General features: G+C 31.0%; 20 protein-coding genes. 12 read left to right on the top strand and 8 right to left on the bottom strand.

What is annotated here, in order from left to right; all coding sequences use genetic code 11:
* Positions 1-17 precede the first annotated feature (17 nt).
* From FHR24_RS13520 to FHR24_RS13530, 3 genes are all read right to left on the bottom strand, one after another.
* A complete protein-coding gene (locus FHR24_RS13520) occupies positions 18-653 on the bottom strand; it encodes a hypothetical protein (protein WP_167189952.1) in 636 nt (211 codons plus the stop codon).
* Between the two features lie 104 nt (positions 654-757).
* On the bottom strand, positions 758-1,924 hold the full coding sequence (locus FHR24_RS13525) for a tetrahydrodipicolinate N-succinyltransferase N-terminal domain-containing protein (protein WP_167189955.1): 1,167 nt from the start codon (positions 1,922-1,924) through the stop codon (positions 758-760).
* A 78-nt stretch (positions 1,925-2,002) separates the two neighbouring features.
* Positions 2,003-3,043, bottom strand: a complete 1,041-nt coding sequence (locus FHR24_RS13530; RefSeq protein WP_167189958.1) for a substrate-binding domain-containing protein — start codon at positions 3,041-3,043, stop codon at positions 2,003-2,005.
* 130 nt (positions 3,044-3,173) lie between these two features.
* Here FHR24_RS13530 and FHR24_RS13535 point away from each other — a divergent pair, with 130 nt between their 5' ends.
* From FHR24_RS13535 to FHR24_RS13565, 7 genes are read left to right on the top strand one after another with little or no spacing between them, the layout of a single operon-like run.
* Positions 3,174-3,989 (top strand): SDR family oxidoreductase, encoded by an 816-nt coding sequence (locus FHR24_RS13535; RefSeq protein WP_167189961.1) that lies wholly within the window; start codon positions 3,174-3,176, stop codon positions 3,987-3,989.
* A 14-nt stretch (positions 3,990-4,003) separates the two neighbouring features.
* Entirely contained in the window at positions 4,004-5,419 is a 1,416-nt protein-coding gene (locus tag FHR24_RS13540) for a sulfatase (protein WP_167189964.1), read from the top strand.
* A gap of 8 nt (positions 5,420-5,427) precedes the next feature.
* Positions 5,428-6,591, top strand: a complete 1,164-nt coding sequence (uxuA, locus tag FHR24_RS13545) for a mannonate dehydratase (protein WP_167189967.1) — start codon at positions 5,428-5,430, stop codon at positions 6,589-6,591.
* Positions 6,591-8,003 carry a glucuronate isomerase gene (uxaC, locus tag FHR24_RS13550; protein ID WP_167189970.1) on the top strand — a complete coding sequence of 471 codons (1,413 nt, stop codon included), beginning with the start codon at positions 6,591-6,593 and terminating at the stop codon, positions 8,001-8,003. Before uxuA ends, uxaC begins: the two co-directional genes overlap by 1 nt.
* 20 nt (positions 8,004-8,023) lie before the next feature.
* Positions 8,024-8,989 carry a TRAP transporter substrate-binding protein gene (locus tag FHR24_RS13555; protein ID WP_167189973.1) on the top strand — a complete coding sequence of 322 codons (966 nt, stop codon included), beginning with the start codon at positions 8,024-8,026 and terminating at the stop codon, positions 8,987-8,989.
* A 1-nt stretch (position 8,990) separates the two neighbouring features.
* Complete coding sequence (locus FHR24_RS13560; RefSeq protein WP_167189976.1) at positions 8,991-9,491, top strand: TRAP transporter small permease; 501 nt, start codon at positions 8,991-8,993, stop codon at positions 9,489-9,491.
* 2 nt (positions 9,492-9,493) lie between these two features.
* Complete coding sequence (locus FHR24_RS13565; protein WP_167189979.1) at positions 9,494-10,798, top strand: TRAP transporter large permease; 1,305 nt, start codon at positions 9,494-9,496, stop codon at positions 10,796-10,798.
* A 200-nt stretch (positions 10,799-10,998) separates the two neighbouring features.
* Here FHR24_RS13565 and FHR24_RS13570 read toward each other — a convergent pair whose 3' ends face one another.
* Complete coding sequence (locus FHR24_RS13570) at positions 10,999-11,388, bottom strand: DUF2721 domain-containing protein (protein WP_167189982.1); 390 nt, start codon at positions 11,386-11,388, stop codon at positions 10,999-11,001.
* A gap of 154 nt (positions 11,389-11,542) precedes the next feature.
* Here FHR24_RS13570 and ychF point away from each other — a divergent pair, with 154 nt between their 5' ends.
* Together ychF and FHR24_RS13580 are read left to right on the top strand one after the other, a co-directional pair.
* The gene (ychF, locus tag FHR24_RS13575; protein WP_167189985.1) at positions 11,543-12,634 is read left to right on the top strand and encodes a redox-regulated ATPase YchF; all 1,092 of its coding nucleotides are present in this window, start codon (positions 11,543-11,545) and stop codon (positions 12,632-12,634) included.
* Positions 12,635-12,787: 153 nt separating this feature from the next.
* Positions 12,788-13,240 carry a DUF1569 domain-containing protein gene (locus tag FHR24_RS13580; protein ID WP_167189988.1) on the top strand — a complete coding sequence of 151 codons (453 nt, stop codon included), beginning with the start codon at positions 12,788-12,790 and terminating at the stop codon, positions 13,238-13,240.
* A gap of 50 nt (positions 13,241-13,290) precedes the next feature.
* On the opposite strand, the gene FHR24_RS13585 is transcribed toward FHR24_RS13580, so the two are convergent.
* Positions 13,291-15,135, bottom strand: a complete 1,845-nt coding sequence (locus tag FHR24_RS13585; protein WP_167189991.1) for a T9SS type A sorting domain-containing protein — start codon at positions 15,133-15,135, stop codon at positions 13,291-13,293.
* A gap of 153 nt (positions 15,136-15,288) precedes the next feature.
* A complete protein-coding gene (locus FHR24_RS13590; protein WP_167189994.1) occupies positions 15,289-16,446 on the bottom strand; it encodes an MFS transporter in 1,158 nt (385 codons plus the stop codon).
* Between the two features lie 129 nt (positions 16,447-16,575).
* Between FHR24_RS13590 and FHR24_RS13595 the strand changes: the two genes are divergently transcribed.
* Positions 16,576-17,433 (top strand): AraC family transcriptional regulator, encoded by an 858-nt coding sequence (locus FHR24_RS13595; RefSeq protein ID WP_167189997.1) that lies wholly within the window; start codon positions 16,576-16,578, stop codon positions 17,431-17,433.
* Between the two features lie 58 nt (positions 17,434-17,491).
* Here FHR24_RS13595 and FHR24_RS13600 read toward each other — a convergent pair whose 3' ends face one another.
* Entirely contained in the window at positions 17,492-19,165 is a 1,674-nt protein-coding gene (locus FHR24_RS13600) for a sulfatase family protein (protein ID WP_167190000.1), read from the bottom strand.
* 137 nt (positions 19,166-19,302) lie between these two features.
* Positions 19,303-20,376 (bottom strand): T9SS type A sorting domain-containing protein, encoded by a 1,074-nt coding sequence (locus FHR24_RS13605; protein ID WP_167190004.1) that lies wholly within the window; start codon positions 20,374-20,376, stop codon positions 19,303-19,305.
* A 228-nt stretch (positions 20,377-20,604) separates the two neighbouring features.
* On the opposite strand from FHR24_RS13605, the gene FHR24_RS13610 reads away from it, so the two are divergent.
* Together FHR24_RS13610 and FHR24_RS13615 are read left to right on the top strand one after the other, a co-directional pair.
* Entirely contained in the window at positions 20,605-21,504 is a 900-nt protein-coding gene (locus FHR24_RS13610) for a DMT family transporter (protein WP_167190007.1), read from the top strand.
* Positions 21,501-22,925 carry a hypothetical protein gene (locus FHR24_RS13615; RefSeq protein ID WP_167190010.1) on the top strand — a complete coding sequence of 475 codons (1,425 nt, stop codon included), beginning with the start codon at positions 21,501-21,503 and terminating at the stop codon, positions 22,923-22,925. The genes FHR24_RS13610 and FHR24_RS13615 overlap by 4 nt, the downstream gene beginning before the upstream one ends.
* Positions 22,926-22,956 lie beyond the last annotated feature (31 nt).

Consider the following 22,956-nt stretch of genomic DNA (forward strand, 5'->3'; position numbering starts at 1 on the left):
TTGCTTTTAGAATTGTTTTAATACAAGTGCTGTTCATTAAGCTGTTGTATTAATTTTTGTGCTACGTGTTTGGGGATATTGTTAAATAAATCATCGGCATTTTGTACTTGGTATTTACTTTTAAAAACAATAGAATCTTGGCTAACATCAATACCTGTAAAGGTGTACGTGTATTCTAAATTGTTAGAGTTTGTGGTTGCACTATAGCTGTTTTGATTAAACACATCGCCTTTAAAATTTAATTTGTTGTAATATCGGGTAATGTTGTTTTGGTGCATAATAATTAACAAATCTATATTTTTATCTAAAAGTTCTCCATCAATGTTTTGTTGAATTTCTTCTTCACTTAAAATCAATGTTTTGTCTAAGTTATTTTTAACCAAGTAAAAATCGGCATATTTATTTTGATCTAATAATTGTTTTTTTGCGGTCTCAGCAATTTTTGTATTGATTTTAGAAATGGTCAAATTGTTTTTAAGTTCTGTATCAAACAATTTTTTAGCAATGTTTTTATGGGTGTAGTAACTGTCGGTAACAAATAGAATTCTTTTATAAGCAGGAGGTGTACTGTTTTCTGTTTTATTTACGATAGTTTTAGAACTATTACAGCTAATAATAACAAGTGCAAAAAGGAAAAGTAAAGCTTTTTTCATGGAATAAATTTTAAGGGAGATTAATCAATAATCAGACCGATTTAAAAATAAAGCCACCTAATCTTAAAAAGAAAAGGTGGCTTTAAATTTATGTAGTAATAAACTTAGTTTTTTACGTGTAAAGCTTCGTTTAATTCAATTGTTTTTGGGTTAGGACGACATGTTAAGTGTCCGTTTGTTGAATCTAACAAGAATAACAATTTGTCTTTTCCGTTTAATTCAGCACCTTTTACAATGTTAGCTCCTTCTGCAACAACGTTTCCATTAATATCCACAGGTTGCTTGTTAGCATTGTACAACCAAACTTTAGCTGCAGCAGTAACATAAACACCAGCAGCAATAGTACATCCAAATCCTAAAGAAATACCTGTACCAGCGTTGGCTCCTAATAAACATTTATCTCCAATAGAAATAACGTTTTTGTTACCTCCGGATAAAGTTCCCATAATAGAAACTCCTCCACCTAAATCAGAATCGTGACCTACCACTACTCCAGCAGAAACTCTACCTTCAATCATTGCATTTCCTTTTGTACCTGCATTAAAGTTAATATAACCTGCCGGCATTACTGTGGTTCCTACAGCACAGTGTGCTCCTAAACGAACTTGAGATCCGCTAGCAATACGTACTCCGTTTGGTACGTGATAATTTACCATGTAAGGGAATTTATCTACATGAGAAACAATAATATTTTCTCCTTTAAATGTTGCTTTAATTCTTTCTGCAGAAATATCTTCGGGTAAAATTGGTCCATGGTTGGTCCAAGCAATATTGTTTAATTTACCAAAAACACCGTCTAAAGATAAACCGTGAGGTAACACGTGTAATTGAGATAAACATTGTAATTTAAAGTAACCTTCTACAGCATCTGCTACAGGTTGATCTTTGTCAAACAAGAAATAAGCAACTACGTCAATTTCTTGATATGTGTTTTTTGGAGCGGAAATGCTCTCTAGTAATTGTTGAATAACAATAATGTTTGGATGTTTTTCAATTTCTCCATGAAAAGCAGCAAAGTTATCAAACGCTTTTTGTAATTGTTCTTTAGAAACCGTTACAAATCCATTTTCTCCCCCTTTGTAACCAACTACATCTTGTAATAAGGCAGCAGTTCCAAAAGCAGTATTCCAGTTAATTGCAGGAAAGTTTACATCTAGAACTTTATCTCCTTTAGATCTACGGATTCCTAATCCAAATGCTAAAGGTTTTGTGTATCCTTCTGTAGCTTCTACTTTTGCTACATATGCTTTAAAATTTTCTATTGTATTCATGTTGTTTGTTTTCAAAAAATGATGGGGCAAATATAAGGGATTGTGTTTAGCTATAAAAACGGATGCAAGGGTTGTTTGTTATAAAAAATCTACATTTTCTTTTAACACGATCTCAATTGGCAAATAGTAATTTTTGGCAGGTTCTTTTTTATGAATCAAATAGTTGAATAATAATTTAATTCCATCATAACCTTGCTGTTGTGCCTTTTGGCTGATTAAAAAATCAACAATACCGTTTTTTAAATATTTAATATTTTCAGAAATACTATCAAACCCACCTAATTCTATATCTTCTCTATCAATCTCAATCATACTTTTGGCAATCATACTTACTTTACTAGAAGGAACAAATATTCCTTTAACACTAGGGTTTTTGTTTAAGTATTTTTTTAATTGTAGATTTAGTTGTTCTTGATTGTCAATCGCTTTAATGCTTAGTCTATTAACTGTAATAGCTTTTTTAGATTGATTAAAAAAGGTTTTAAAACCTTCTATTCTGTTGTTAATAGCTGTATAGTTAGCTATGTTTTTACGAATTTCAACAATCAATACTTCAGATTTTTTAGGCAATACCCAGTTGAATAATTTACCGGCTAAAAAACCTCCTTTAAAAGAATTTTGACCAATAAAAGAAAGATTGTTAATCCCTTCTGTTTCTGAATTTATAGTTACGTATGGAATTTGTTTAGCGTCTAAATGTTTAACCAATTCTAGAGTTTCTTTATATAATAGCGGAGCTAATAAAACGGCATTAGGCTCACTGTTAATCATCTTATGAAATGCAGTAATATAAGAAGTAGCATCAAACTGATCAAATTCAAAATTGTTCACCTCAAAACCTAGACTTTTAATTTCTTTGCTAGCATTAATGACTCCTTGTTTTGGAGAATCCCAAAAATCCGTATTGGTTTTGGGGTGAGGTAGTAAAGTGGCTATAGAGAACTTTTTTTTAGAAGCTAATATACTCGCAACCGGGTTTACAGAGTAGTTACTGTCTTCTATAATTTTTAAAATTTTTGCTCTGGTTTTTTCAGACACACCACCTCTGTTGTGTAATACTCTATCTACTGTCCCTGCTGATACGTTTGCTTTTTTAGCAATATCTTTAATTCTATTCAATACAATAATTATTAAAAGGTTGGTTTTTTAGTAATTTTAACAAAAGTAAAGTAAATAAATATATGAAATATTCATTATTATTTAAATAAATGATTAATTTCGTGTTCGTACACGTAATATAGAAAGTAGAATGTCACAATTATTTAATATAAAAAATCAAGTAATTATAGTTACTGGTGGAGCAGGAGTTTTAGGAGGAAGCATTGCAGCTTGTTTACTAAAAGAAGGAGCCAAAATTGTTATTATTAGTCGAAGTGAACACACAGTTGCAGCAAAATTAACAGAACTACAAAAAATAAGTAGCAATGTATTAGGTTTTGCTTGTGATGTTTTAAACGAAACCTCGTTGATAGATGTTAAAGACAAGGTTATTGCAAAATGGAAAAAAATTGATGCATTAATTAATGCAGCAGGAGGAAATATGCCAGGAGCTACTATTGGTCCAGATAAGAATTTCTTCGATTTAAAAATGGAAGACTTTAGAAAAGTATCTGAACTAAATTTAGACGGATCCGTATTACCTTCTTTAGTTTTTGGAAAAGAAATTGTTGCTAACGGAAAAGGAAGTATCATTAATGTTTCTTCTATGGCAGCAGCACAGGCTATTACAAGAGTAATAGGTTATTCCGCATCCAAAGCAGCTATTGACAGTTTTACAAAATGGTTGGCTACAGAGTTTGCTCTAAAGTTTGGAGGGAAAATAAGAGTTAATGCTATTGCTCCAGGATTTTTTATTGGAAAGCAAAATTTACGTTTGTTAACTAATGAAGACGGTTCTTACACAGATAGAGGAAATACCATTATTAGTAATACTCCAATGAAACGTTTTGGAGAGTCAGAAGAATTAAACGGAACAGTACAATGGTTGCTAAGTGATGCATCAAGTTTTGTTACAGGTATTGTAGTACCAATTGATGGAGGTTTTAGTGCTTTTAGTGGTGTTTAATTAATCAATTTTATATGAAATATTTTAGAATAGGAATTGCATTAGTATCTGCATTTTTCTTGTGTAATTCTTTTGCACAACAAAAGAAGAATGTGTTGCTAATTTGTGTGGACGATTTACGTCCAGAGTTAAAGTCTTTTGGAGTAGATTATATTGTTTCTCCAAATATTGATGCATTGGCAAAAAAAGGAAGAGCTTTTTACAGTCATTATGTAAATGCCCCTAGTTGTGGTCCATCAAGATACACTATGCTAACAGGAACCTACGGAACACCTAGTAATGATGCCATTTTTAAGAGAGCTAATAAATTAAAAAAAGGAGAAAAGGTAAATTTAAGTATGCCAGAGTGGTTTAAAAAAAATGGATACACTACAATTTCTTTAGGTAAAGTTTCTCATCACCCAGGAGGATTAGGAGGATCAGATTGGAATGATCCTAATGTTATAGAAATGCCAAATGCTTGGGACAAGAGTTTAATTCCTGTTAAAGAATGGCAACACCCAAGAGGAGTAATGCATGGATTAGCAAATGGAGAAATTAGAGAAAAAGCTAATGAAATGGACGTTTTTCAAACTGTAGAAGGAGAGGATACTCTTTATCCTGATGGACATATTACCAACGTTGCTTTGTCTCAATTAGAGGATTTAAAAAAAGAGAATAAACCCTTTTTTTTCGCTGTGGGATTTATCAAACCACATTTACCTTTTGGTGCTCCCAAAAAATATTACGATATTTACCACGGAGTTGAGATTCCCGAAGCTCCATTTCCGACAAAACCAAATTGGAATTCAACATGGCACGGATCGAATGAGTTTTTAAAATACAATCGATTGCATAAGGATCCAAGAAAGGATGAAAATTTTGCTAAGGAAGTAAAAAAGCATTATGCAGCTTGTGTTAGTTATGCAGATACACAAGTGGGAAAGGTTGTTGCTAAATTAAAAGAAACAGGTCTGGATAAAAACACAATTATAGTGTTGTGGGGAGATCATGGATGGAGTTTGGGAGATCATGGTATATGGGGAAAACATAGCTTGTTTGAAGAAGCTTTACAATCTCCTTTAATTATTGTAGATAAATCCATTAAGAAAAAAGGAAAAGGAACAAATGCAATTGTAGAAACGGTAGATATATTTCCAACTCTATGTGATTTAACAGATTTACCAATTCCAAATTTTGCAGATGGTGTTTCTTTAAAACCATTGTTAAAAAATAGAAAAGAAAAAGGACATATAGCCTATAGTTATAAAGGAGGATCAAAAACGATTAGAACAGATAGGTACAGATATACTGTTTCTAAAAAAGGAGAAGAATTATACGATCATCATAAAGATCCTTATGAAACTAAAAATATAGCTACAAAACATCCTGAGTTAATTAAACAGTTAAGCGTATTAATAAAGGAAAAAGAATTAAAGCATAAATCATAATACAAAAAATGATACAGACATTTAGATGGTTTGGAGTAACAGATTCAGTTCAGTTATCTCATATAGCACAAGCCGGAGCAACAGGAGTAGTTACAGCATTGCATCATGTACAAAATGGTGAAGTTTGGAAGGTAGAAGAAATCATGAAAGTGAAAACAATGATAGAAAAGGCTGGTTTAACTTGGTCTTTTATAGAGAGTATTCCTGTTCACGAAAATATTAAATTACAAAAAGGAGATTATTTACAACGTATAGAAAACTATAAACAAAGCATTAAAAATGTAGCAGCTTGTGGTGTTAAAAACGTGTGTTACAATTTTATGCCTGTGTTAGATTGGACTCGTACTCAATTGTTTTGGCCCTTAAAAAATGGAGCCACAGCTTTGCGTTTTGATAAAGTTGAAATGGCTGTTTTTGAAATCTATTTGATGGAAAGAAAAGGAGCTGAAAAGGATTATACTGAAGCGGTTTTAAAAAAAGCAAAACTTGCTTTTGAACAAATGTCGTCAACAGAAAAAATACGTTTGTCTGATTGTATTTTAAAAGGATTGCCAGGTACTGTTGATGATTTGTCTATGGAAGACTTTAAAGAAATGATTGCTCAATACGATGGAATGTCTCATCAAGATTTAAAGAATAATTTATCATTCTTTTTAAATGAAGTTATTCCTGTAGCCGAAGAGAACGGTGTTGTAATGGCCATTCATCCAGATGATCCTCCAATGGATATTTTAGGATTGCCACGTATTATAAAATCAGAAAAAGATTTAGAAGATTTGGTTGGTTTTGTAGATAGCCCTTCTAACGGAATCACATTTTGTACAGGTTCTTTGGGAGCCAATCCAAATAATGATTTGCCTAAGTTGATTGAAAAATTTGCAGATAGAATTCACTTTTTACATTTAAGAAATGTACGTAGAGAAGCTGATGGAAGTTTTTTTGAAGATGAACATTTAGGAGGTTCTAGTGATATGTATGAGGTGGTAAAAGCAGTTGCAAAAATAGAAAAACAAAGAGGAATAGAAATACCGATGCGACCAGATCATGGACATCAAATAATAGATGATTTAACCAATAGTAACGCTTATTGTGGTTATACAGCGTTAGGTAGGTTAAAAGGATTGGCAGAGTTAAGAGGTTTAGAATTAGGAATTAAAAGAAGTTTATTATAATGGGAGGAATTAAAAAAGACAACAATTTTATGACAGAAGATTTTTTGTTGCAAACAGAAACAGCAAAAAAACTATATCATAACCATGCAGAAAAAATGCCTATTATAGATTATCACAATCATTTATTGCCAGAAAAGATTGCAAAAAATGAGTGTTTTAAAGATATTACAGAAGTTTGGCTATCTGGGGACCATTACAAATGGAGAGCAATGAGAGCCAATGGTATTGATGAAAAATACATTACAGGAAACACAACAACCTCTTATGAAAAGTTTGAGAAATGGGCAGAAACAGTTCCTTATACGGTAAGAAACCCATTGTTTCACTGGACACATATGGAGTTGAAAAAATATTTTGGAATTACAGATATTTTGCAACCAAGTACATGTAAAGAAATTTACGATAAAGCCTCTAAAAAATTACAGAATACCACTCCAGAACAATTGTTGTTAGAGGCAAATGTAGAAGTGGTTTGTACTACAGATGATCCGATTGATGATTTAAAATGGCATCAACAAATAGCAGAAGGAGACTTTAAAATTAAGGTATTACCTACCTTTAGACCTGATGCAGTTTTTAGTATTAAAGCAACGGGGTTTGTAGAATACATCCAGAAATTGGCAGACAGATCTGAAATAGCAATTACAGATTTAAAAAGCTTGATGGCTGCGTTGCAACAACGTGTAGACTTTTTTGCAAGTTTAGGATGTCGTTTGTCTGATTTTGGAGTTGCAGGGCCTTTAATTTTTGATACTTTTTCTGATGAAATAGCAAACGATGCGTTTGTAAAGGTGTTACATGGAAAATCTATTTCAGAAGAAGAAATAGTGCATTACAGCTCTTATGTATTGTATCAATTAGCAACTATGTATCATGCAAAAGATTGGGCTCAACAATATCATTTAGGATCTGTTAGAAATAACAACGATCGTTTAATGCGCAACTTAGGAGCAGATGTAGGTTGTGATTCTGTTTCTGATGATGTGTATGCTCATCAAATGTCTAAACTATTTAACAAATTAGATAGTGATGAAAAATTAGCAAAAACCATTACCTATAATTTAAACCCTGCTGAGAACGAAGTTTTTGCAACTATGATGGGGAATTATAGTGGGAATACTCCAGGAAAAATGCAATGGGGTTCTGCTTGGTGGTTTTTAGATCAAAAAGATGGAATGGAAAAACAACTACAAACCTTATCTAATATTGGTCTGTTAAGTCGTTTTGTGGGAATGTTAACAGACAGTCGTAGTTTTATGTCTTTTCCAAGGCACGAATATTTTAGAAGAATTTTGTGTAACGAAATAGGAAGAGACGTAGAAAATGGAGAAATTCCTAACGATCTTAGTTTTTTAGGAAAAATGGTAGAGGATATTTGTTACTATAATGCCTTAAACTATTTTAAATTTTAATCATTTTACAAAAAATCAATATGAAAATATTTTCTTATGCTTTTATTGCTTTGTTGTGTCTTTCTTGTAGTAAAACTACCCAAGAAAAAACATTAACACTAGCACATAGTTTGCCTATATCACACCCTGTTCATAAAGGAATTGTTGTGTTTCAGCAAGAGTTAAAAAAGTTATCAAAAGGAAAGCTAGACGTCAAAATTTATCCTGATGGACAATTAGGAGATGAGCGTGAGGCATTAGAATTATTACAAATAGGAAGTATTTCTATGACCAAAGTTAGTGCTGCCACCATGGCAAATTTTGTGCCCGAATATGGAGCGGTAAGTATTCCTTATATTTTTAGAGACAAAGAACATTGCTTTAAAGTTTTGGAAGGAGAAATAGGAAAAACATTACTGCAAAAAGGAGATGATAGATGGTTAAGAGGTTTGTGTTTTTACGATGCAGGAAGCAGAAGTTTTTATACAACCAGCAAACCTATAGAATCTGCCGAAGATGTAAAAGGATTAAAAATTCGTGTAATGAATGATCCAACTGCGGTTAAAATGGTAAGTGCTTTGGGAGGATCTCCAACACCAATGGCTTACGGAGAGTTGTATACTGCTTTGCAACAAGGAGTAGTTGATGGTGCAGAAAACAACATTCCGTCTTTTGTTACATCACGTCATTTTGAAGTTTGTAAATACTATAGTTATGATGAACATACTTATATACCAGATGTATTAATTATGGGAACCAAAACTTTAAATAGGCTTACGAATCAGGAAAAAGAATGGGTTTACAGTGCTGCAAAAACATCTGCTCAAGCACAAAAGAAGTTTTGGGAAAATTCTGTAAACGAAGGATTAAAGGTTTTAAAAGAAGCAGGAGTCCAAATTTATAGACCGGACAAAACACCTTTTAGAGATCAAACAAAATCTATTATAGAAGAATTTAAAAATAAATCTTTTGGGAATTTGGTAGAGGCAATTCAAAATACAAAATAAGATGGAGCAGTTATTTAAAGGAATTAAAAAGGTACTAGAGTTACTATTAATTGTAATATTTATAGTGCTGGTTGTAGATGTGGTTTGGCAAGTTATTGCTCGTTATGCAAAAATAAGTTCTGGTTTTACAGAAGAGCTATCTAGGTTTTTATTGATATGGTTAGCTGTTATAGCAACAGCATATTCTAGAAGTTACAAAGGGCAAATGGCTATTGATTATTTTTATGAAAAATTTAGCATTAAAGGAAAGTATATTTTAAGTCTGTTTATTGAATTAAGTATTATGTCTTTTGCTTTGGCAGTTATGGTTTTTGGCGGAATTAATTTGGTAAATATCACATTAAAACTAGGGCAATTGTCTCCTTCTTTGGGAGTTCCTATAGGGTATGTGTACAGTATTGTACCTGTATGTGGAATCATCATTTTGTTTTTTAGTTTGTATCACATTATTAATTATAGAAGAGATCATAAAGAAGGAATCTCTACAAATAAAATAGTTTAATTATGAGTATAGCAGTTATTGGAGTCATCACTCTTTTTGTGATTTTATTTGCCTTGTTATTGTTAAAAGTTCCAGTTTCTTATAGTGTGGGAATTGCGACTACAGTTACTTTGTTAATTAGTTTACCATGGTTACCAGCGGTAACTACTATTATGCAACAAATGACTACAGGAATAGATAGTTTTGCTTTGTTAGCCATTCCGTTTTTTATTTTGGCGGGAGATATAATGAATAGTGGAGGAATAGCTAATAGATTGGTTAACTTCTCAAAATCTTTGGTAGGAAGCTTTCCTGGAGGATTGTTGTATGTAAATATTATATCAGCTATGTTTTTTGGAGCTGTTTCTGGTTCAGCAGCAGCATCAGCCTCTGCCATTGGAGGAATTTTAGCCAAAAGAATGGAAAAAGAAAATTATCCCAAACCTTTTAGCGCATCATTAAATATTACATCATCTACCGTTGGATTAATTATTCCACCAAGTAATGTTTTAATTGTTTTTGCGTTGGCAAGTGCAGGAGCAGCATCTGTAGAGGCTTTGTTTTTAGCAGGTTATTTACCAGGGATTTTATTAGGATTGGCTTTTATTACATGGGCAGCAATAGTTGCTGTAAAAAGAAAATTTCCTAAAGAAGAACGTGTTCCTTTTAAACAATTATGGAACGATTTTAGAAGAGCAGTTTTAAGTATTTTGATGATTATTGTAGTTGTTGGAGGAATTGTATTTGGAGTTTTTACAGCAACAGAAGGAGCAGTAATTGCAGTAGTATATGCATTGGTTTTAAGTTTTGTTTATCAGGAAATAAAGGTAAAAGATTTAGGTGCTGTAATTGTAAAAAGTTCTAAAACAGTAGCAGTGGTTATGTTTTTAATTAGTACTTCTATGGCTTTGTCTTGGTTGTTTGCTTATAATGAAATACCACAAATGATTTCTGGTTTTATGCTGTCTAATTTTGACAGTCCTATATTTATGTTATTAGCCATAAATATTACCTTATTAATTGTAGGAACGTTTATGGACATGACTCCAGCTGTATTAATTTTTACTCCTATTTTTTTACCAATTGTTACACAAATAGGAATGGATCCTGTGCATTTTGGTATTGTAATGGTGTTAAACCTTTGTATTGGTTTGTGTACTCCGCCAGTAGGAACTTTATTGTTTATTGGTAGTGGAGTTGCAGGAGTAGAAGTAAGTAAAGTGATTAAACCGTTATTGCCGTTCTTGGCGGTAATGGTATTTGTACTGCTTTTGGTAACTTTTATTCCGGGAATTAGTATGTTCTTACCAAATTTGTTTGGGAAATAGAATTTGAGTTTTTTGTGTAATTAGTTATAGATTAACCACAGAAAAAATAATAATAAAAAGAAAGCGAACTGACAGAATTGTTAGTTCGCTTTAGTTTTTATTTAAATTCATCTTAAGGTACATTCAAACTCAGTAAATGTACACTAGGTCATTCATAAGTTTACATCTCAATTTTTCTCGATGAATGAGTGTATAAATAATTAAATTTTAATATCCTTTAACTGTACTTGCAACGCTTTGGTAGATACTTGAATTTCTATCAATAATAAAATCAAAGAAATCATCATAGAACTCAGACTGATGATAAAAATAACGTCAGCCGTAAAAATCATTTCTAAAAATAATAATAGCATAGTTAAAACAGCTCCCATAAAGCTTAAAATAGCAAAACCTTGGGTAGCTCTAATTAAAGTTAACCGTCTGCTTAATATTTTAATTTGCACACCAATGTTTTTTTCATGAGAGGTTTTGTATTCTTTGTGCAATTGCCTTACTAAAGCTGCAATAGCCAAATATCTGGCATTGTAGGCTAGCATGGTTAAAGAAATAGCAGGAAATAAAAGGGCAGGAATGCTCATGGTTAAGTTCATGGAAGGTCTCTTAAAATTGATCCTTAAAAGTACAAAGAATCTAATAGATTACAGAGTGTTTAAAAAAATCTATGTTTCGGGTTTTAGCAGGTCTAATAGTTTCAAAATTTGGATTATAGATTGTATCTTTGCCACTTCTTAAAATAAATAACTCATGAAAGCAGGTATTGTAGGATTACCAAACGTAGGGAAATCAACTTTATTTAATTGTTTGTCTAATGCAAAGGCTCAAAGTGCAAACTTTCCGTTCTGTACTATAGAACCTAACATTGGAGTGGTAAATGTTCCAGATCCAAGATTAGAAAAATTAGAAGAATTGGTAGTTCCAGAAAGAGTAGTCCCTGCAACTGTAGAGATTGTTGATATTGCTGGTTTGGTAAAAGGAGCTAGTAAAGGAGAAGGTTTAGGAAATCAGTTTTTAGCAAATATTAGAGAAACAGATGCAATTTTACATGTATTGCGTTGTTTTAATGATGATAATATTATTCACGTTGATGGTTCTATCAATCCAATTAGAGATAAAGAAACTATTGATATTGAATTGCAATTAAAAGATTTAGAAACGGTTGAAAAACGTTTAGAAAGAGTTAAAAAATTAGCTAAAACAGGAAACAAAGAAGCACAAGCTGAATTTGATGTTTTAGACAGAATTAAAAATTCTTTAGAAACAGGAGTTTCTGTACGTGCTTTAGAGTTTACAGAAAAAGAATTAGAGTTTGTAAAACCTTTACAGTTTATTACTATTAAACCTGTAATGTATGTTTGTAATGTGGATGAAGAAGCTGCTGTAAGTGGTAATGAATATGTTGAGTTGGTAAAAGAAGCTGTAAAAGATGAAAATGCTGAGGTTTTGGTATTGGCAGTAGGAACAGAAGCAGATATTAATGAATTAGAAAGTTACGAAGAGCGTAAGGAGTTTTTATCAGATGTTGGTTTAGATGAGCCAGGAGCTGCTAAATTAATTCGTTCTGCATACAAATTATTAAACTTACAAACTTACTTTACTGCAGGAGTAAAAGAAGTAAGAGCTTGGACCATAAATATTGGAGATACAGCACCACAGGCTGCAGGAGTAATCCATACAGATTTTGAAAAAGGATTTATTCGTGCAGAGGTAATTAAGTACGATACCTATGTTGAGTTAGGGAGTGAAGCGAAAGTAAAAGAAGCAGGGAAATTATCTGTAGAAGGTAAAGAATACATTGTACAAGATGGAGACATGATGAACTTTAGATTTAACGTCTAATCTTGTAATAGAACAGCACAAAAAAGAGAGCCAATTGGCTCTCTTTTTTGTTTATAAGAAGTAAATTATTTAATTAAAAAATAACAATTATAAATTATTGAATATCAGTAGTAAGGAATATATTTAGCAAAAAGAACCAAGAAACAACAACTTATGAAAAATGTATTTAATGCTAATGATACAGCTGAATTTATAAAGCGTATTGAAAAATTAACAACAGAGAGTCAACCAAACTGGGGGAAGATGAGTGTAGCTCAGATGCTTGCACACTGTAATGTTACGTATGAGTTTGTTTATGATAACATTCATCCAAAACCAAAAGGAGTTAAAAAAATGTTGTTAAAATTATTTGTAAAAGGAATTGTTGTAGGTAACAAGCCTTACAAAAAGAACAGTCAAACAGCACCAGAGTTTATAATTGTAGATGCCAAGAAATTTGATACAGAAAAGCAAAGACTGATTGCTTATATTCACAAAACAGAGCAATTAGGAGAAAATCATTTTGATGGAAAAGAATCTGTTTCTTTTGGTGTTTTAACAAAAACAGAATGGAACAATATGTTTTCAAAACATTTAAACCATCATTTAACTCAGTTTGGTGCGTGAAAAATAATAATAAACGAGAGCCAATTGGCTCTCGTTTTTGTTTAGAAGTTTTAGTTTTTAATTAGTTTTTTAATCACTTTACTTCCATCTGTTCCAGTAATAATAACTAAATACATTCCAGGGTGAAGGTTGTGAATAGAAATTGAAATATTTTTTTCTCCACCATAAGAATTATCTTTTAAAATAGTTCCAGATACGTTGGTAATGGTAATATTTTGAATAGCAGAATTGTTAGTAATTGTAATAACATCATTTGCTGGGTTAGGAGATATAACTGTGTTTTGAAAAGTGTTTAAACTGCTGTTGTATTTTAAAATTTCTTCGGTCATTTTTACATTTGCAATAGAAAGACGAGAAAAAGCATCACCAGAAATTGAACTTGCAGCTTTACGGTTTTTGTTAACATTTGAACCATCTACTAGTACCTCTCTACATAAAGATGTATATACATCATGCGTAGGTTCATATATTTCAGACGAAGTTATACCTTGTCCATTTTTAATCCATGCATTACAAGTTCCTTCATCATAACCTTCTAAGAAAATTTTAGCATTGTCTTTATTATTAACAGTACTTCCTAAAAAAGTATTGTCAACATTACTTTCGTCTCTTCTAGCACCTATAAAAATTTGTTCTCCTTCATCAATACTAATAAAAGAACTTAGGCTTGTAGAAGAGTTAAAAGTATTACCAGCAATGTAAATTTGTCTAGGTCCATAGTCGTGTACATCTCTTTTACAGTCTTTTCCTGGTGCAAAGTTAACATCATCGTATTTGTAAGAGGTTGTAGTTTGATCTGCTTCAGAAATACAATCTGTATAGGCTCGTCTTTCGCTACCACCATCAATCCAATAGGTCCAGCTTGGATAAGTGTTACTTGCTTCTTGTTGAGAAACACGCTTATGACCTTCAGTTCCTGCTAGAGATATATATTGATAGGTGCTAGTTCCTGTGGGATTCATAGAAAAAGAATTATTATATATTTCTACATTTCTAACAAATTGTTCAAAATGTATAGCTTGACCATATCCTTCAGTTCCGGACATTCCATCAAATTGATTGTGTCTAATATTATAGTCACTAATTTGTACGCCACCAATATGAAAAGATGCTGCTTTTTCAAATGTACAGTTCTTTACTGTAGATCCATTTAAACTAGTGCTTGTTGTAATTCGAGTACCTACATCTTTACCGTCTACAACTCCTGTTGTTTCTCTATCGTTACCACAATCTGCAATAACTCCTCTTTCATAACCTGTTTTAAAAATACAGTTGTCTACTACAAACTTATCTACAGTGGTAATTACCTTCCCTCTTTTGGCTGTATTTCTATTTAATATTAAAATACAAATATCAGCAATTCCTTCAAACTGAGAGTTTAGAACTTCTAGGCCATGAGTTGCAAAACCTGCAGGACCAGCAATCCCTTTTTGGTTTGATTTTTTAAACAATACATTATCAAACTTATGGTTCTTACTAACTTTGGTAACATTATCATTAGAATCTTTGGTAGGAGAAAATACAAAGATACTATTGTCATATGCTTTTAAATAATTGTTAGCGTTTAAGGTTAAATTTACCATTTTGATGTTTTCTCCGTATGCTCTAATTAATCCCTTAGATTCTGCAGATAATTTTAAAACGGTATTAGTTCTTGCATCTCCTAGACCAATAACAACTAAGTTAGATCTTGTAATATCAATGGGAGCTGTAAATAAATAAGTTCCTGCTTTAATTTTTAAGGTATCAATACTTGTGTCGTTAATCATGCTGATAATTTCACTAGCAGTATCTGCTGTTAATGATGTTTGAGCATGGGTATTTTGAAAAGAGAGCAAAAGCCCTGTTAAAAACATAAAAAAAGTAATTCTTACATTAAGTAAATAAGTTTTCATGATAATATTTATTTGATTAGTATCGGTAAACTTATTTTTGAATTGAATTAATTGATAGAACAAATGAGTTTTTTGTGAGAATAAAACATTTTTGTAGTGGTTTTATTAGTGTATTAATAGTTTTTGAGTAGTCTTAGTGAGCGTTTGTATGCGTTAAGCTTGTTTTTTTTTATAAACTACAACACATAACGCTAGAAAAATAACCAGCGCAAGAAATATAAAACTTGTTTTTAAACTAGAGTGATTAGAAATAAAACCAATAGCAACAGGACCAATTAAAAAACCCATAAAGCCAATTCCTGCAACAAAAGAGATACTTTTAGAGGGGATAATTCCTTTTGTTTTTCCCGCAAGTCTTAATAGTTCGGGAATCATTACAGACAATCCTATTCCTAGCAATGCAAAACCAAAAATAGAGATAGATAGAGTGGCTTTTAAAATAAATAAATAAGCAATTATTGCAAGTACGCATCCTGCTATAATTATTTTATAAGAACCAAATTTATCACTAATACCATCTCCAAAAAATCGACCTAAGGTCATTGCTATAGAGAATGCAATAAAACCATAAGCAGCAGTGTTTTTAGAGGTGATTTTTACAATTTCTAAAAAATACAAATTACTCCAATGTTCTATAGCACCCTCACTAGACATCATGGCAAAGGCTATAAAACCTAAACCTAATAAAGGGACTAGTTTTTTTATACTTGGTTTAGTTTTTTTAGTATTTAGTTTTACTTCTATTGTGTTTTTGTAATGTTTAGATAGAATTAAATTACTAATAATAATAAATATTGCTATAGCTAACATGTGAATTTTAGGTGTAATATTAAATACAATAATAACACTACCTAAAGCCCCTCCTATAACTCCACCCAAACTAAAAAAACCATGAGCAACAGACATAATAGATTTTTTTTCGTCTTGTTCAATTTTAGAAACTAAAGCATTTACCGCAACATCTGTCGTTCCAGAAAATAGCCCAACCACAAACAGGCTTATACATAAATCTAAAAAATGAGATGCTAAAAGAGGTAGTAAAAAAGAAATAGCTAATAGTGAAATTCCATATTTTGTAATTTTTCCTAAGCCTAATTTGGCACTAAGAATCGGAACAATTGGTAAGGCAGACAAGATTCCTAAAGCATAGCAAAAAAGTGCAATTCCAATTTCTGAATCGTTTAAATTTAATTTTTCTTTTACAGAGGGGATATACAAAACCCATGTACCAATTAAAATATTTAAAGATGTAAACACCCAAATAGGAGAAAAAAAGTTAAAATGTGAAAAAATAATTTTTAAAGATTTCATTTTTGATTGAATTAAATACAATGCAAATGAAGAAAATATTTATAAAAGTTAATTAAGTAATATATGCAGGTATTAACATGTTTTATTCTTTAAATATCTTTGTAATAATTATTAGGTTAGTTTTGTGTTATGAAAAATGTTTTAGAAGTACATCACCAAAAAAATAAATACAGCTCATTTACCGTAAAACGTTTTGATGAATCTTCTTTATGTCCTCATGTGGAATTACATCTTCATACTGATTATGAGATTGTTTATTTAAAAAAAGGAAAAGGAACAATAAAAATAGCTCATCAAGAAATAGATTATAGAGATGGGGTTTTAATGTTTTTAGGACCTTACATTCCTCATTACGGATTGCTAAGAAAAGCATTAAATGATAATTTTGAGATTGTAATTCATTTTAATGAATTTTTAGTAAATAATCAATTGCAAGTGTTTCCTGAGTTTAGTTCTGTTCTAAAAAGAATAAAAGAAGCCAATCGTGTATTAATTTTTAATCATGAGATAAAAGAAGAATTAGGTGTTGTTTTTGAAAAAATGATCAAACAGGATGCTTCTGAACAATTAATTTCTTTATTTTCCATTTTATCAACGATGTCTAAAAGGAATACTTGTATATCGCTTTTGTCTAACGGAGGTAAAATTACTGAAGGGTATTCTAAAAAAATGATAGAGATTTTAGAGTACATAAATGCCAATTTTCAAAATAATATAAGTACTAAAGACATTGCTGTTTATTTTAACCTAACGCCCAATTCTTTTTGTAGATATTTTAAAAAAATTAGTTCTCAATCATTTCTCCAGTTTTTAAATGAATTTAGGGTGAATAATGCTATTTATCTATTAGAAACAACCACTAAAAATATATCGGAGATTATGTATTTATGTGGTTTTACTAATTTTTCATATTTTTCAAAGCAGTTTAAAAAAATAACGAATCAATCACCAAGCAATTACAGAAAATTATCTCAATTAGACGAATAATAAAAAAGAGCATTATTAAAAATAATGCTCTTTTTTGTGGTAAAAATTTTAAAAGAAATTAATCGTTCCAATGTTGATCTATTACTTTTTGAATGTGAGGGAATTTATCACCATCATCTTCATTTAATTCTTTTCTTTTTGTTTTTAATTGCTCTTTTAAATCAGCAATAATTTCTTTGTACTTAGGATCGTTGTAAGCGTTATTCATTTCTTTAGGATCTACACCTAAATCATAAAATTCCCAAGCAACAGGAGTATCCATTGTAAAACGATTACCCCAACTTTTTTTGTTCCATTCGGCTCCAGGTTTATTTACATCTACCCAGTATTTTCCGTAAAAGAAAATTAACTTATATTGTTTGGTTCTAATTCCAAAATGCGCTGGATTTGCATGTGCATGTGCCATGTGCATCCAATATCTGTAATAAGTAGACTGTTGCCATCCTTTAGGTTCTTTTCCTTCTTTTTTAAGAATGTATTCAAAACTATGACCTTGCATTTTTTTAGGAGCTTTTCCTCCAGCCAAATCAATTAATGTAGGAGCAAAATCTGTATTGTTAATAATCGCATCGGTTCTTGTTCCTGCTTTTATTTTTTTAGGGTATCTAACAAAGAAAGGCATTCTCATAGATTCTTCATACATCCAACGTTTATCAATGTAATCATGTTCACCTAACATAAATCCTTGATCACCCGTATAAACAATAATAGTGTTGTCGTACAATCCTTCTTTTTTAAGATATTCTACAATTCTAGCTACGTTATCATCTACACCTTTTACACAACGTAAATATCTTTTTAAGTATTCTTGATAAGTTTCATGAATGTATTTATTTCCCTCTAACCATTTGGCAGATTCTATATCTAACTTAGGGTTGTTGTTTTTTGTGTATGTTTTACTCCACATACGCATACCCATGTGACGAATTGTGTTTCTTTTAGAAACAGAAGAACCAATTTCGTGAATTAATTTATCGTCCTCACCACGAGTTGCAATAGAACCATTGTTTCCGTTGTTGTATAAACTTGCAGGTTCTGGAATAAACGTATCTTCTAAATAATCTTTATAACGCGGTGCATATTCAAAATCATCATGTGGAGCTTTAAATTGGTGCATTAACAAGAAAGGTTTGTTTTTATCTCTTTTGTTTTTTAACCAATCTAAAGTAATATCAGTAATAATATCAGAACTATGTCCTTTGTATTTTTTTCCTTCGTAATCTTTAGAACCATATTTAGCATAGTTCATACCAGTTTCGGTTAAACTAGGATCAAAATAAGAACCTTGTTGTCCGTGTTCCATAAATACATTGTAGTAATCAAAATCTGGTTTATTACCTAAATGCCATTTACCAACCAAGGCTGTTTGGTATCCTAATTTTTTAATTTCTTGTGGCAAATAATGATGCGCAGTTTCTACATCACCTTCTAAATCTAATACCCCGTTTTTTTGACTGTATTGACCTGTAATAATACTAGCTCTACTTGGAGTACAAATAGAGTTGGTTACAAAACAATTGTCAAAAATCATTCCTTCATTGGCAATTTTATCCAAGGTTGGAGTTGGGTTTAAAGTAGCCAATCTACTTCCGTAAATTCCAAATGCCTGAGAGGTATGATCATCAGACATAATGTAAAGAATGTTTGGCTTTTTTTGTGCATTTACTTTTTCCGTTAGGCTAAAAATGGCAACAAGAGCTGCCAAACCTAGTAACAAAGATTTACTATTCATTTTAAAAATATTTTAACATAAAAGTATTAAGATAGATTTGTTTTGACTGAAACATATGTCTTTTTTACAAAAACGTTTCGTTAAAAAACAAAAAAAGCGACCTAGTAAGGTCGCTTTTTGTCTAGTTGTGTATAGAATTATTCTTTGATGATTTTTTGATACATTCCGTTGTCTGTAATTAAAATATATACTCCAGAAGATAAGCTAGAAATGTCTATGCTGCTTTGAACTTCAAAAGTTTTTACTACCTGACCTGTAATCGTTAAAATAGAAATAGATTTTATTCCTGTTGTATCAGCAATATTAATAATTCCTGTAGTCGGATTTGGAGACAAACCTGCATCTAATTTTTTAAAGTCAGCAGAACTTAAAGATTCTGTAACTGTAAAATCTGCACTAGCTGGTTTTACCTGAAAACTAGCATCTGTTCCTAAGGCTGTTCTAAATTGAAATGTATAAGTAGGTGCAGGTGTTGTAGCGTGGTCTACATAATTATTACCAGCATCTCCCGCGTTAGGATCCCAAGTTGTTAAGTCAGATGATAAATAAGTTTTACTAGTAGATGGATTGATCATTCCGTTTGGAGCTGTAATTGTAATTGTAGTTTCTACATTAGTTCCTGCAGGCAATATGCTAGGGTTTGTAAATGCACCATACCAAATATCAGAGAAAAGGTTTACCTCACTTACAGTCCCTCTTGTTTCTGTCCAAATAATAAATTTAATTCCTCCGGCTGCAATATCCTCATCAGAACTATATTTAATAGGTACATCTAAAGTAGTTCCTGCATTAAATGTTAAATCTTCTCCAAAAGACCAAGATTCTGCTACGGGAGCAGGTGTAATGTCAATTGCTTGAGAAGTACCCATACCAAAAGCACCACCTATTTTGTAATTCGCAATCAATAAAAAATCGTGTGTAGGATCTACCGTTGCAGGAATTGTAAACGTTGTTGTGGTGTGAGTACCAACTGCAACAGGAGTGTCTAATGCAAGATTTTGACCCGCTTTCCATTGAACAGGATCTTCGGTAACATCTCTCAGTTCGTAATAGGCGTTTGTTGCTAGGTCAGCACTTCCTGTGTCAAAACTAATACTTATAGTGATTGTTTCTCCAGCTTCTGCGGTTGCAGGAGCAGCGCTAATAGTGGTAGATTGAGCCATTGCTATGGTTGTAAATAATGCTGTAAAAGCATAAAGTAATTTTTTCATCATAATATTGGTTTAAATAATTAGTACTGTACAAAATTAAAGAAACAAGAGGTTGCAAAGGGAGAGCTATGTTTTAATGACTAACTCAAATATCTAAAACGGATATTTTTTTTTCATTTCAATATCCTAACTATTAAGTTGATTTTTCTTTTTGTTTTTTTAAGAATAGCCGTTTTTAAAAATCTACTTTTGAATATCTTTTCTAAGAGAACAAATCCATAAATTATAATGAAAAAAATATCTCAAAACACACAAGGGATTTTAATTGCCTTGTTGGCAGTTTTTTTGTTTTCATCAAAAGCAATTATAGTAAAATTAGTGTATCAATTTGATGTACCTACTATTCATGTTTTGTTATTAAGAATGTTGTTTGCTATTCCTTTTTATATTGCGGTTTTGTTGGCGAAAAAAAAGGAGAAAAAAGAAGATTTAGAAAAGAAGCATTATGTGTGGTTGTTGTTATTAGGAATTATTGGTTATTACGTAGCTAGCTTTTTTGATTTTTATGGGTTAAAATATTTAACAGCAAGTTTAGAACGAATCATTTTGTTTGTCTACCCTACTTTAGTAGTGCTGATAGGTGCTGTTTTTTTAAAAACAAAAATCACCAAACAGCAAATTGTAGCAATTGTAATTACGTATTTTGGAGTTTTTATAACGTTTGCTTCAGAGCTGCAAATTGATCATAATGAAAACTTATTTTTAGGTGCTGCGTTTATATTTATAAGTGCGTTAACATATGCCTCTTATTTAGTAGGAAGTGGTTGGCTAATTCCAAAATTTGGAACGTTAAGATTTACTTCTTTAGCTATGATTATTGCTTGCTCTTCGGTATTTATACATTATTTAATTACAGACAGAACTTCTGTTTTAAATTATCCTAAAGAAGTTTATTTTTACGGAATAACCATGGCTTTTTTCTGCACGGTATTACCTTCTTATTTGGTTTCATTTGCGATTCAAAAATTAGGGTCGTCAAAATTCGCAATTATAGGAAGTATAGGACCTGTATTTACAATAGCTTTAGCTACTTTAGTATTGGGAGAAAATATTACTTTTGTACAAGCAATAGGTGTAGTAGTGGTAATTGTTGGAGTTAGAATAGTTTCTAAAAAAGAAGTGAAATGAGTTTATTAGTAAGTTTGCTAAATCAATATAAAATTTTTTTAATAGGAGTCTTTTTAGTATTGATTAGTTTTTTAGTTACATATGATGTTCCCTTTTTTTGGGATGCATTATCTAAATCAGAAAGAGCAACATGGTTTTATGAACATAATTTTTCTAATTGGGTGGTCCCTACAGAAATAAATTCAGGACATCCTCCATTTTGGACTTTGTTATTAGCTTTTACTTGGAAAATTTTCGGAAGGACATTATTGGTAAGCCGGCTGTTATTATTGTTATTAAATATAGGAGTTGTGTATCAAATACACCTTTTAATAACGACCAATAAAATAAAAAATATACCATGGTATTGGTATTTAATACTTTTTATAGAGCCTACCTATTTAGCACAAACAACTATTCTTAATAATGATGTTTTAATGCTGTTGATGTGTTTAGCAGCTTATAATTTGATAAAAAAAAATAGACTATTATATAGTTTAGCTATTACAGGAGTATTGTTTTGTAATTTAAGAGGAATGTTTTTTTATATGGGCTTTTTTGCCTTTGATATTATTTCATATTTAAGAACACATAAGGGGGTAAAAAATATTCATAAACATATTTATCCTTATATATTTCCCATTAGTTGTTTTGCTTTGTTTCTTTTTTATCAATACTCTGTTTTAGGATGGATAATTAAATCACCAAGTGCTATAGAACATAGAAGTTTAGTAGATGTAAAACACTTTTTTATTAATATTATTGCCACAATAAGAGTTTTTGCAGATTATGGAAGATTTTTGTTTTGGATTGTTGTTTTTTACTCTTTTGTGCTTTGTATAAGACAAAAGAAACATTTAGATAAAAAAACAAAAGAGTTAGTACTACTTTGGTTGTGTTTTTTTGTTATAAATGTATCAATAATGTTACTATCGACAAATCCTATAGGTCATAGATATTTTATGATTCTTTATATAATAGGGTTGCTTATTTTTGTTAATGTAATTTTTAATGTTTTACATAAAAAAAGACTTACATATCTTTGTTTTTGGATGTCTGTAGGGTCTTTATTAAGTGGTCATTTTTGGATTTATCCTGAAACTATTTCTCAGGGATGGGATAGTTCTTTGGCCTATTTAAATTATTTTGATTTGAAGAAAAAAATGCATTTATATGTTAAAAATCATCAAATATCATTAGATAGTATTGGAACTAAAACATGGAATCCAAAAGCAAACATTGAATATTTACAAGAGAAGAACAGTGAGGTTTATATAGGGGATGCCGATAGTTCTAAATTTAAATATTATGTTCATTCTAATGTAGAGAATAGAACTAAAGATGAAGAAATATTTGTTTTACAAAATCAATGGACTTTAATAAAAGAGTATAAAAAAAATGGAGTTTTTGTACGTTTATATAAGTCACCAGGCATAGAATAAACACGTAGTTTTTCGTTAAAAACCTGTTAAT

Source organism: Wenyingzhuangia heitensis (assembly GCF_011762155.1).
GTDB lineage: Bacteria > Bacteroidota > Bacteroidia > Flavobacteriales > Flavobacteriaceae > Wenyingzhuangia > Wenyingzhuangia heitensis.